General features: G+C 58.5%; 10 protein-coding genes. 1 reads left to right on the top strand and 9 read right to left on the bottom strand.

The features are described from left to right. From ACM5SV_RS36020 to ACM5SV_RS36055, 8 genes are all read right to left on the bottom strand, one after another. Positions 1-159, bottom strand: a 159-nt coding sequence (locus tag ACM5SV_RS36020; protein ID WP_222018291.1) for a helix-turn-helix domain-containing protein, incomplete at its 3' end; no start/stop codon positions are given. Between the two features lie 1085 nt (positions 160-1244). Next, the gene (locus ACM5SV_RS36025) at positions 1245-1865 is read right to left on the bottom strand and encodes a dual specificity protein phosphatase family protein (RefSeq protein ID WP_017997265.1); all 621 of its coding nucleotides are present in this window, start codon (positions 1863-1865) and stop codon (positions 1245-1247) included. A 102-nt stretch (positions 1866-1967) separates the two neighbouring features. Next, complete coding sequence (locus tag ACM5SV_RS36030; RefSeq protein WP_260690479.1) at positions 1968-2852, bottom strand: inositol monophosphatase family protein; 885 nt, start codon at positions 2850-2852, stop codon at positions 1968-1970. A gap of 56 nt (positions 2853-2908) precedes the next feature. Then, positions 2909-4030, bottom strand: coding sequence for an ABC transporter substrate-binding protein (locus ACM5SV_RS36035; RefSeq protein WP_130659485.1), 1122 nt, complete (start codon positions 4028-4030; stop codon positions 2909-2911). A 37-nt stretch (positions 4031-4067) separates the two neighbouring features. Then, positions 4068-5207, bottom strand: a complete 1140-nt coding sequence (locus tag ACM5SV_RS36040; RefSeq protein WP_221975742.1) for an ABC transporter substrate-binding protein — start codon at positions 5205-5207, stop codon at positions 4068-4070. Positions 5208-5229: 22 nt separating this feature from the next. Then, complete coding sequence (locus ACM5SV_RS36045; RefSeq protein WP_097624469.1) at positions 5230-6357, bottom strand: ABC transporter substrate-binding protein; 1128 nt, start codon at positions 6355-6357, stop codon at positions 5230-5232. Between the two features lie 42 nt (positions 6358-6399). Beyond that, a complete protein-coding gene (locus ACM5SV_RS36050) occupies positions 6400-7533 on the bottom strand; it encodes an ABC transporter ATP-binding protein (RefSeq protein ID WP_128450445.1) in 1134 nt (377 codons plus the stop codon). Beyond that, a complete protein-coding gene (locus ACM5SV_RS36055; protein ID WP_113548585.1) occupies positions 7533-9386 on the bottom strand; it encodes an ABC transporter permease in 1854 nt (617 codons plus the stop codon). The genes ACM5SV_RS36050 and ACM5SV_RS36055 overlap by 1 nt, the downstream gene beginning before the upstream one ends. A gap of 516 nt (positions 9387-9902) precedes the next feature. Here ACM5SV_RS36055 and ACM5SV_RS36060 point away from each other — a divergent pair. Beyond that, a complete protein-coding gene (locus ACM5SV_RS36060) occupies positions 9903-10886 on the top strand; it encodes a LacI family DNA-binding transcriptional regulator (RefSeq protein ID WP_097624466.1) in 984 nt (327 codons plus the stop codon). Here ACM5SV_RS36060 and ACM5SV_RS36065 read toward each other — a convergent pair. Further along, complete coding sequence (locus ACM5SV_RS36065) at positions 10883-12523, bottom strand: Na/Pi cotransporter family protein (RefSeq protein WP_222018287.1); 1641 nt, start codon at positions 12521-12523, stop codon at positions 10883-10885. The genes ACM5SV_RS36060 and ACM5SV_RS36065 overlap by 4 nt on opposite strands. Between the last annotated feature and the right edge of the window lie 86 nt (positions 12524-12609).

The raw sequence follows: 12609 nt of genomic DNA on the forward strand, positions 1-12609 counted from the left end.
ATCCGTGTCGTTCTCCAGAGCTGTCACTTCGGCCACAGTCAGACCAGTGGTTTCTGCAACGTCATCCAGCGAATAGCCGCGAGCCGCGCGAGCTTCCGCAAGCAAGCCGCCGACGGACAGAGCAACAGGGGATTTCACAATCTTCGAGGCCATGTTCATGTCGTTAAAGCTCCTTTTGGCGGGCCGAAAAACGTACAAAACAGTTTCATAGTTCCAACGCACTGCCCGGGTCCGGGCGATTTCCGCGGGCGCTCGTTCTATCAGCTTGCCAGGCGGAGTAAAGTCTGACGTGGCGAAGGGGCGAACAACCTTTACATGATGGTCGACGAGAGGCGCCATCGACCCACCTGCCTGCCACGGAGCGTCTTTTATCCTGCGGGAATTCGCGGCGAGAGACGCTCACATGACGCCGCAGGCGAGCAGATTAGGTCATCGATGTTCTCGCTCAACCAGCTATTAAGACGCAGAGCAACGAAATCGAGCGCATCCCTCTCAAACCCGGCCAGGATGCGGACATCGGTTCCAAAGGATATGAAGGCAACGGGTAAATCTCGGGTCCGAAAGATCGCGAGGCGGCCGCGAAATTCTTGAACTTTTTCTTGAACCGGCGGTGAGTGAGCAGCATCCGGAGAATTCGCAGCGTCGCCGCCGCTCAGCTTGAAACTCCCATGGGGAAGACGGCCTTTGCTTGACGGATGCAAAATTAACCGCCTTGATCGGACCGAACCCTTGATCCGCGAATTGCCATCGAAGGTCTAGAAGAGATCTGCTCCGATGACCGCACCACATCAGCAGCGAAGTTAAGACTAATCCACCGGCTTGCTGTTGAACATTACGCGAAAAGCATGTCGACTGAGCGCGGCAAGCCGTCCGGATTAGAATAGCGCGGTAGGACCGGGGCGCGGGCTCTCTGCCCCGGGCCCAATCCCCCTGAGGTGTAGCCGATACATTGCCTTGAAATCCGCGAAGTTTGCAAACCCGGCGAGGCGGGCAACTCTGACTATAGTCGTCGGGGCAACCGAACATTCGGTGGCGATTGACTGTAATGTCCCGAAGGCAATCAACTCCGGTTTTTCGAGCGCGATACGAATGACGCGTTCCGACTGCCCGTTGAACACGACCACCCGTGCCGCGATCATGTTTTTCAGATCGCGCAAGTTCTTGGGTTGGCTGTTGGAAGTTTGACGTTTCGTTATCATATCGCTCGATACCGCATTGGAACCATTAGCCTTGCCAGACGAAGCCTATTTTGCGGCATCAATCGTCCGTATCCACCCAGCCGCCCGCCGTGCGGCTTCTGCGAGAACTGGCTTCGGCGCTTTATAATATTCATCGACAGGCAACTCTCGCTTTCGACGAACGAAATCGATCGCGTCGTCCAGTGTTGGAAACTCATTTGGCAACGTGAGATGCAGGAAGAGCGCTACGACTGCGACTGAACGAGAACGGCCACCACGACAATTGACGAGAACGCTGCCACGTTCGCGAAGCGGATAGGACGGTTTGTCAGGCAGGATCTGTTCAAGCGCTGCACGAAGGATATAGTGGGCGGCAACCATCTGGGTATCCGGATTTCCGGCGCCGTCTATGAGGCCCACCTTGTAATAGCGAATCTCCCCCGGCCCATAGACGCTGCCCTCATGATCCGAGACGATCTTGTCCTGCTGCACGAAATTGAAGTCGAGGTTGACGGCGCAGTTGACTACCGTCGTGATGCCGTTTCGGCGCAGAAGGCCGAGGTCGCTTGCCCCCTCCTTTCCCGATATGAAAATATCGACGCCGTAAAACGGGTGCGATTGATAGATGCGGCTCAGTTTGGGCAGGTGTCTCTCGGCCTGTCCAATCGCGGCTTCAGATTTCTGCATGTGTCGTCTCCACGGCAGCTACCCCTGAGGCAGGCGGCGTTCAAAAAGTGATGGTTGATGGCAGGCTGCGCATCGCCTGATGCGTCGCCGCCGGTGATCCTGCTAGGCAGCCGCCCTGGCTGCCCTGTTTTCGCAGATGGACCGTGCCACCCGCTCCAATGTCGGGTAGTGCGCGCCCTCGCCTGTCGCGACGTAACCAGGACAAAGGAAATCGGCCGCCCCTACGGGAACCTTGCCGAGGGTCAACGGTTCGTATCGTCCGCCTGCATTCTTCAGGATCAGCGTGGCTGCGGCAACGTCCCACGCGTTGACGCCAAATCCGGCGGCAGCATCAACCCATCCGGCGGCGACATGAGCGATGCTGAGAGCTGCGCTTCCGGGACGACGCAGCGTCGAAAAGGTCTCGACCAGTTCACCCATATTGGCGAGTGCTACCTCGCGACCGTCGAGCCGGAAATCCCGCGCCACCGGATAGCCGGTGATCAGCGTCGCATGCGCTTCCTCTGCAACCGCACGCGACCGCAGCGGACGATCGTTCAGATCGGCGCCCGCAAGATCTGCCGTGAACATCATTCCGGAAACTGGATCGAAGATCGCGCCGGCAACAACCTCCCCACCGATGACGGCGGCGATCGATACACACCAGAATGCCAGGCCACGGGCAAAGTTCGCCGTTCCGTCGATTGGATCGACATACCACTGAATACCCCCACTGCCCGTCTGTCCGCCCTCCTCTCCCATGATCGCCGAATTGGGCTCATGCTCGAGAATATAAGCCCGGATCGTCGCCTCGGCACGCTTATCGTGGATGGTGACGACATCGTGGAGATCGACCTTGTAGTCAACGTCTATATTGGATCGGAAGGCTTGCAGCAGAGGCTCGCGTACGGCTACCGCCGCGCCTTTGGCGATTTCCATCAACCTGCGGGATCGCTTAAGCGCGTCTTCATTGTCGGGGCTCGGGTTGACGCGAGTGGGGTTTTGCATCGGCATGTCCAGTCTGTCATATGGGAACAGGTTCCCGCGCTTCACGTCGGAATTGCTTACTTCGTGTAGTTTACACGCCAGAAATCCTGCCATTCCTCGCGCCGGTCGAAATCATCCAGACCGGTGGACGTGTCATAGGCCTGCAGCTTGTCGGCGACCTTCATCAGGCCGGAAGGCTCGTCGTCCGGCATCCTGACGTCGCTATTGGTCGGCAGTTTGCCGTCCTTCATCTGCGGCGCGATGCCCTCCTCGGTCAGGATATAATGGATGAAGAGCTTTGCCGTATTCGGGCTTTGCGACTTGGCGGCGATCAGGCCGAGTTTGATATAGTTCCAGCCGACCCAGGGATCGAGCGTGGTGCAGATGCCGAGCTTGTAACCCTTGTCTTCGTTGTCACGGAATTTCGCAGAGCTCAACAGGCCGAAGAACGGTTCCTTCTGACCTGGTGCGCCCACGGCTTCCGATATCCGGTCGTCGCTATCTGTTGCCAGCGGGGCATTCTGAGCCAGGGCCCTGATCCAGGCGGCAGCAGCGCTCTTTTCATCAGTCTGCAGCTCCTTGCCGAAATGCGCCTTATAGGCGGCAGCAACCGCATCGCTGCCGTGGGCATCGAGTTGATTGAACCAGTCCGTGTAATTGCCCTTCGTCAGGGGGTCGATGATTGCAACCTTGCCTTTCCACTTCGGCTCCGTCAGCTCCCAGATGTTGGCCACGGGGCATTTGTCATAGGCCTCGGTGTTGTAGGCCCATACGTTTGCATTGGTCGAGATCGCCAGAGGATTCTGGAACTGCTTGGGGATCTTGGAGGCCATGTCCGCAGGGAGGTAGTTTTCGACGAACTTTTGCGGCAGCAACTGTGCCAACGCCGCCGGAGCATCGGTGATCAACACCACGTCGCCCTGAACGTTGTTGGATTGACTTTCTCGTATGATCATCTCGAGCTGGCTGTTGGCCGAAACCTTCATGCCCGTCGCCTTCAAACCGTATTTGGCGCTGAAGTTTTCGGCCATCTCAACGATCTTGCCGGTGCTGTCATAGACATTGATCGGCTTTTCGCCTTTGGCCGCATTGACCAAAGCTTTGATATCGGCCGTATCGCCAGCGACTGCCGGAACAGCAAAAACCGCTGTCGCCATGGCGGCGATCGCCGCGACTGAAATCTTGGCATTTCTATTCATCGTTCCCTCCCAGGAGATCGCCAAAGGCTGCTACGGCTTATTTCTTGTAGTTCATGCGCCAGAAGTCCTGCCACCCCTCGCGCTTGTCGAGATCCGCGGCTGCGGTGGACGCATCGAATGCCATGAGTTCATCGAGATGGGCGGCAATGCCCGACGGCTCATCGGACGGCAAGCTAATCGCCGAATTCCCGGAGATCTTTCCATCCACCGTCTGCGGGGCAATTCCCTCTTCGGTCATCAGATAACGGACAAAGAGCTTTGCCGCGTTGGGGCTCTTGGTCTGCGTGGCGATCAAACCGAAGCCAGGATAGAGGAAACCCGAAAAAGGCTGGACCCCGGTGCATAGGCCGAGTTTCAGGCCCTTGGCCTCATTGTCGCGATACTTCGCCGTCGATGTGATCACGAAGAAAGGGTCGGACTGGCCAGGCGCCCCGGCGGCATCGGCAACAGTGGTGGAGTCCGACAGAAGCGGTCCGTTCTGGGCAAACGCCTTGACCCAGGCCGCTGTCGCGCTCTGGCTGCTCGTGTCGAGCTTCTTGCCGTAGAGCGCTTCATAGGCCTTGGCGACATCCACGTCGTGATGCATCTCGATCTGGTTGAACCAATCCGCATAGAGCGGCTTGTCGAACAGATCGAGCATGGCGAGCTTGCCCTTCCATTGCGGCTCGGTCAGTTGCCAGATGTTGGTCACCGGGCATTTGTCGTATTTCTCGGTATTGTAGGTCCAGACATGCGCATCAGAGGCGACGACCAAGGGGTTGCGCAGCCTTTCTGGAATATCCTGTTGAAGATCCGGCGGCGCCCAGCTTGTCACCACGCCTTCCGGCAGAAGCTCGCCCACTGCCGCGGCGACGTCGGTTGCCACACTGACGTCGCCGACGACATTTCCTGCCTGCCGCTCGCGGATCAACAATTCGACCTGCGTCGCCTCATTGACCTTCCTGCCGCTCGCCTGCACGCCATATTTCTTCGTGAAGGCCTGGGCGGTATCGACGATCTTGCCGGTGACTGCATAAACCGTGATGGGTGGTTCTTTTTTTGCAGCGTCTATCAGCGCGTTAAGATCGAACGTGTCTTCGGCATAGGCCGCGGCCGAAAGGGCGGACGCGAAGACGAGCACCGCAGTCCCGGCGAGCAAGCCTCGCCATGCCGATCTTGTCTGGTTCGAATGGGCCATGATATGCCTCCCTGTCGGCTCGTTATTTCTGATAGTTCATCCGCCAGAAGTCCTGCCACGTTTCGCGGGCATCCCAGTCGTCAAGACTGGTCGCCATCTGGTATGGCAGCAACTGGTCTAGAGCCGCGCCGATCCCGGATGGCTCATCGGCGGGAAGGCTGACATCCTTGTTCGTCGACATCTTGCCGTCGATAGCCTGCGGTGCGATGCCCTCGGCGGTCATGACGTAGTGGATGAAAAGCCTAGCGGCATTCGGGCTGTCGGTACCCTTCGTGATCAGGCCTACGCCGGGATAAAGCCAGCCGAGCCATGGCTTGAGGTCCTTGCAAAGGCCGAGCTTCATGCCGCTATCGGCGTTATCGCGAAACTTGGCCGAGCTGATGAGCCCCATGAAGGGCTGAGACTGCCCGGGGGCGCCGACGGCGTCCGCAGCGGCGGCGTCGGCATCGGTCAGGAGCGGCGCATTGGCGGCCAGCGCCTTGACCCATGCTGCGGTCGCGCTTGCCTCATCCGTCTGAAGATCCTTGCCGTATCGCTCCTTGTAGGCCGCAGCAACCTTGTCGTCGCCATGTTTTGCCATCTGGTTGAACCAGTCGACATAGGACGCTTTTCCGAGCGGATCCTGCATCGCAACCTTGCCTTTCCATTTCGGCTCGGTCAGTTCCCAAATGTTGTCGACAGGGCATTTGTCGAACAGCGCCGTATTATAGGACCACACGTTCGCGCTCGTGACGACCGTCAGTGGATCCTGATATTCGGCAGGGATGTTCTTGGCCAGGTCCGGCGGCAGCCAGCTTTCGGCAAAGCCCTGCGGGATCAGCTGGGCCATGGCAGCCGGAGCGTCGCTGACGATCGACACGTCGCCCTGTATGTTGTTTGCGCGGGCCTCGCGGATGATCATCTCCAGCTGCGCCGACGCCTTGACCTTGGAGCCTTCTGCCGACAGGCCATATTTCGCGGCAAAATTCTTCGCCATTTCGACGATCTTGCCGGTGCTGTCATAGACCGTAATCGGCTTTTCCTTCTTGGCAGCCGCGATCAACGCATCAAGGTCGAACGACTCCTCGGCGCTTGCCGCACCTCCCAAAGCCATCGCAACGGCAGTCGCACACAACACGCGGCCCATGCCGCCGATCAGGTTTCTCTTCATTACTGCTCCTCCTTCAGTAAGCTATTCTTGGTTGCGCGGGTGTCAGTTGTAGACGCCGCTCCTCAGCAGCGTATCTGACTCCGTAATTCGCTCTCCGCGTGCATCGAAAACATGCAGGGCCTCAGGTGGTGCGTGGAAAAACACGCGCTCCCCGGCGTCGATACGCGGCAGCGCGTGGGTCGTGAGAAACAGCGTATGGTTGTCGCTCCGCAATTCGAGGATCCAACTGCCACCGGTCGGCAGGACGCCAGTGACGGTCATCTCGCCGAAAAAATCACCTTGCGGTATGTCCTCGAGCTTCAAGACATACCCGATCGCCTCCGGCCGGATGCCGACCGAGCCGATGCCGGAGAGTGCAGGATACCGCGCCGAGAAATAGGCTTCAGCCTTGTCGGCGATATCGGAGACACCCGGCTGTCCGAATGTCAGGATATTGATCGGCGGGCTGCCGACGAACTCCGCGACGAAACGATTGGCCGGCCGGTCATAGATGTCATTGGGCGTCCCCATCTGTTGGAGCGTGCCCTCGTTCATGACGGCGATCGTGGTCGCAAGCGTCATTGCCTCCCATTGGTCATGGGTCACGAAAACGATGGTCGTCTTGAACTCCTTGTGTAGCCGCTTGAGTTCGGCGCGCATCTCCAGCCGAAGCCGAGCGTCGAGATTGGACAGAGGCTCATCGAGAAGCAGCACGCCCGGATTGACCGCGAGCATGCGCGCAAGCGCAACGCGCTGCTGCTGGCCGCCGGAAAGCTGCGAGGGATAGCGATCGCGATATTTGGCGATGTCGAGCGCCTGCATGACCTTTTCCACGCGGGCCTCACGCTCGGCTTTCGGCAGTTTGCGCAGCCGCAGGCCGAAATCGGTATTCCGCTCGATCGTTAGATGCGGCCACAGCGCGTAGCTCTGAAAGACGAGACCCATCTCGCGCTTTTCGGGAGGAACGAAAACGCCCTCGGCAACGGAATCGATCAGTCTGTCTCCGACGCGAATTTCACCTCCAGACAGGTTCTCCAGCCCGGCGATCATCCTCAAGGTCGTCGTCTTGCCGCAGCCGGAGGGGCCGAGAAGGCACATGAACTCACCATCGCGAATTTCGAGATCGAGGTCCGAGACCGCGTTTGCTGCATTCACGCCGTAGTTTTTTTGCGCACCGCGCAGGTTGATCGTAGGCATCAGCTTCCAAGTCCTTCTGCAAGATTTGTGCGGGTGAGTTTCTGGGCCAGCAGCGTGCCGAAATAGGCAATGCCGGCGATGATCAGGACGACGGCATTGGCCGCCTGGGTGTAGTGATAATCGACAAGCCGGAGCGAATAGGTAGTCAGAACGTCGGTGCTCGGGACGGCGAGGATCACGAAGAGGCTGAGGCCCTTGATCCCGGAAATGAACGGAAGAAGCACGCCGGTCACCAGGGAGCCCTTCTGGATCGGGATCACGATCGAGATCATGCGCCGCAACCACCCTGCACCGGCGATCTGGGCGGCCTCTTCCGGATCCTTGCCGAGCTGCGTCATTGCGGAGATGCCAGCGCGGGAAGCGTAGGGCATCTGATCGGCGATAAGGGCAAGCACGAGGATGGTCACGGTCCCATAAAGCGCCGGCATCGGCCCGCGCGGAACGGCAAACAAGGAGAGATAGGCCGCGGCAAACGCGATACCCGGCACGAGATAAGGCAGGAACGTCACTTGACGGAGGTAGACCGACAGCGCGCGGACCGGTGTACGGATGACGACATACCCGACGAAGAGACCGAGAATACCCGAGGTCAGGGATGCTAGGCCGACGATCATCAATGTGTTTCCGGCCGCTGCCCAGAGATCCGGACTGAAGAGAATGCCCGTCTGCAGCGCGACCGTATCGAGATTGGTGCCGATCCAGTAGTCGAGCGTGAAGTTGTCGAGTGTGAACTGCGCCGGAATTTTCATGACGGTAGACAATGCGAGCGTCAGCAGCGGCAGTCCGACACCGAGAAGGAAGATCGCTGCGGCGAACCCCGTCGCCGGAAGCCGCATTTTACCCAGGCGGCTTTGGCGGTTCATAGACCCCTTCGAACCGATTGTGACGAAGCGGCGGGCCTCGCGCACCAACCGTGCGTCGATCATCAGCGTTATGATGCCGATCACCATGATCGAGGCTGCGACGACACCTGCCACGCCAGTCTGGCGCGAGGCGATACTACGAAACAGCGAGGTCGAAAGCACCTCGAACTTGACGGGCAGGCCAAGGACGTAGGGAACGCCGAACTCGCCCAGGCACTTGGCGAAGATCAAAACCATTGCTGACAGGAGAGCCGGCCGCATCAGAGGCAGAATGACCTGCAAGGCAACCTGGTAACGCTGGGCGCCCAGGATACGGGCGGAATCCTCAAGCTGGGAATCGAAGCGACGGAGCGCAGAACCAAAAAGGAGGATGACGAAGGGCGTATAGTGCAAGGCAAGAATGATTGTGATCGGAAAGCGACCATAGGCGACCCAATCCGGTGGCGTCATGCCCATTGCCTCGAACCAACCCGGCTGACCGCCGATCGTCCGGTTCTTAAACAGCGTCATCCATGCGAGCGCGAAGGTCCACGCAGGCAGCATGTACGGAACGATCAACGCGGTCGCAAACCAGCGTCGCCCGAACATGTCAGTCCGACTAATCAACCAGGCCAGGATGGTGCCGATCACCAGAGAAAGGGCTATGGCACCAAATGCAACGGTCAAGGTATTGACGAGGGGGTGCCAGAACAGGTCGGTCGCAACAGGAGAGAAGAATGTCCGATCGAGATAATAGAAGGTGAGGTCGCCGACCTGTTTGCCGAGCCGTCGCTCATTGCCAAACTGGACGCGTATGGCGTCCAGAACGATCGAGATGATCGGAACGACGATCAGGTAGGTGAACAGCAGGGCCGTCAAGACACCGATCAGCGTCGTTGGCTCGCGCAGCGCGACCTTGAACCGATAGCGCCACACCTGCCATCCGGATGGCTTTGCACCAACACCCGTGGCGGGCGCTTTTGCCTTCATCGTCTCGCTAAAAAGAGCCATCGTACCTCCCGTATCGTCATCTCCTTGCTCGCATGACGTCGTCCAAGCGAAGGCATGCACAGAAGGCTCCCGCGAACGGGATGCCCCTGCGCGCAAAAAGCGCGAGCAAGAATTCAATTTTCCACAGGCCTCTAAGGCCCGCGCACCGGCGAGCGAGCCGGCTCCTCCCGGCGCGCTCGTCAAAGGCATCCTCAACGGAATAAGCATTCCATTTATGCTCTTCTATAGAACGCATGATCCATTGAAACGTGCCCTTTGTCAACGAGAAAATGCACGCGCGGTCAATATGTTATCTAGTTGTTTTCATTAAATATTTTTATCAATTTAAAATGTACTTTCGAACAGGTATGCATGGCGGCCAGCCGCGATATGGTGTGAGGTCTCATCCTGCGCAGCCGGCGATGCTGATTGGTCAGCTGCCGCTAAGCGTGACTGGCAGGCGATTGAAAATATTCGATTGGAAAAACCGGGACTTTATGGCCACTGATAAAGACCCTGGTTCGAGTGGAAATATTGATGGCACAAACATTTGTGACGGCAGAAGAAGTGGCGAAGCGCGCGGGAGTTTCGCGCTCGGCCGTGTCGCGCACTTTCAATGGCGGAAGTGTATCGAAATCGGTGCGACGCAAGGTCCTCAAAGCCGCCGGTGAACTCGGCTATCGCGTCAACCGTCTGGCTCAGGGTCTGATGAGCGAGCGCTCCAATCTCATCGGTGTGGTTGGCGCCAATCTCAGTTCGCCATTCATTTCCAGGCAGCTTGATCTTCTCAGCATCGGTCTGTTGCGGCGGGGCCTGCAATGCCTGCTCCTCAACGCAGCAGATGCACGCAAGGATATTGCACCCCTCATCGAACTTCTGTTCGAGTTCCGGGCTCAAGCAATCATCGTTCTTTCGGGGGAGCCTCCAACCTCGATCATCGACGAGTGCATCGCCAACGGTGTTCGCCTCATCCTGATCAACCAGCGCCTCGACAGAACCGATACGAGCATGGTGTTAAGCGACGATTCCCACGGTGCCGAGCTCGCCGCCATGCGACTTGTCAAAGCCGATTGCAAAAAGGTCGTCGTCGTCTCGAGCAGCAGCCAGACCCCGTCACAAGTTCGTCGGGCGAACGCTTTCAGCCAGCGCATGGGGATAGAAGGCATAGAGGTCGTGGCTTGGTCGGGTGGTCCGACGTCCTATGACAGCGGTTATAAGGCCGCCTGCGAACTGCTTTCGGACAAGACTATTGATGGCGCATTCTGCGTCACCGACCTCATGGCTCTCGGATTTCTGGATGCAGCCCGCCTGGAAATGGGCCGCCGCGTGCCTGAAGATCTGTCGGTCGTCGGTTTCGATGACATACCTCAGGCGAGCTGGAAGAGCTACCAGTTGACCACGGTTGCCCAACCGCTTGACGACCTGACAGACAAAGTTCTGACGGCGCTCGACAGCGACGAGACAGAGACCCGGCTTCAAGTCGTGTCGGTGTTCATGGTGGAGAGGACAACAGCCCGCTAGTTGGCCTGGCGGATTCGGCTTTCAATCAAAAGACCGCTTTGATTGAGGATCGGATGGGCGACGGCCGCGATATGGGCATGAATGCGTTTCAGGTCGCGCAGAATATCGAGGTGCAGCGAGCTCGTCTGAATGCTTTCGGGCCGCTCTTCGCGCAGGCGCTGCAGGTGCCGTTGGGCCGATTGCTTTTCGAGCCGGCGCACGTCTTCCTTGATTTCGACGAGCCGGCGCGCCAGCGTGGCGTTCTGTGTTGCAAAAACCGTCTGTGCCATCCTTAGGCTGTCGAACGTAACAGCGAACAGGCCGGAGATTTCTTCTTTCCCATCCGGCGAAAATTGCAGGCCACGTTCGATTTTCTTGGCAATTTCCGGGAGTATCCCTTTTTCGATAATGTCGCCGATGTGTTCCAGATTGATGGCATATTCAACGATGCCCATGGAGCGACGATGTTCTTCTGCGCTCAAGCCATCATGACCAAGCTTGGATATATAGACCTTGATCGCGTGTTGAATCCGATCGACCCGGCCTTCCAGCATTGCGATTCCGGCAAGAGTGGAGGAATCGTTTCGGTTTATCGCCTCAGCCGCCTGCGACAGCATTTGTTCGACTAGATCGCCGACCACCATGACCTCGCGGCTTGCCCCGGCGAGAGCGGAGAGCGGACGTGCGAGATCATTGCTGTCCAGATAGCTGTTCTCAAGATTTTTCTCTTCCTCCGGCAGGAGGCGAGACATCAGTGACAGGACGTATGGCGACAAAGGCCAGGCAACGAGAGCGACGAGCACATTGAAGGCGAGATGTGCGTCGACTGCGAAATTCTGATGCGGCAGCGGCGACAGTTCCAGAAGGTCTGCGCCATAGCCTGAAAGGGGAAGGGCGATGCAAACGCCGATCGCCCGTACGATGAGGTTCCCGAGTGTAACCCTTCGGGCGCTCGTCGGCGCCCGAAGGGTGGCAAGAACGGCCGGAACCGCGCCTCCGAGATTGGCGCCAAGGACGAGCACGATCACGAGCCCCGTGTCGATGCCACCACCGGCGGCGAGTGAAAGAATAAGAACGACAATCGCAAGGCTGGAAGATGCCAGGATCGCCAGAACGGCCGAAAAGATCAAGGCAACCGGCCACGCGTTTCCGAGCATAGTTATGAACAGGCTGAGCGCCGGCGATTGTCGGATGGGATCGGTCGCTCCCGAGAGCAGATGCAAAGACAGCAGCATGAGGCCGATCCCCACCAGTGCCGTACCCGTGCCTTGGCGGGCTGTGGAGCGGCCCCGTAACAGGATGGCGCCGGCAAGGATTAACAATGGCGAGAGCCAGCCGAGGCCGAGGGCGACGATCCAAGCGGTCGCAGCGGTGCCGACGTTCGCTCCGAGGAGCACGATCTGTGCCATGGCCGGCACGATCAGGTCTTTCTCGACGAAGGAGGCAACCATCAAGGCGGTGGCCGTAGAACTTTGCAGAGCAACAGTGGCAATGAAGCCAGCGCAAAGGGATCTGGTGCCGCTTCTGGTACTCCTGGCAAGGCCCGCACGAAGTTTCGTACCGAAGGCGCGCGTCATGCCGCCCTTGACCTGGGCTAGACCAAACAGAAGCAGAGCGACCGCGCCGAAAAGATTGATGCTGACGATAGCCGATTCCATATCACACCTGCTGCATTCTGCCGGCTTCGCGTTCCGGCATTCATGGCGACCAAACGCGTCGTCAGACCCCTATTTTATTCCAACTC

Source organism: Rhizobium sp. CRRU65, from assembly GCF_048551595.1.
In the GTDB taxonomy this organism is placed as follows: Bacteria; Pseudomonadota; Alphaproteobacteria; order Rhizobiales; family Rhizobiaceae; genus Rhizobium; species Rhizobium leguminosarum_J.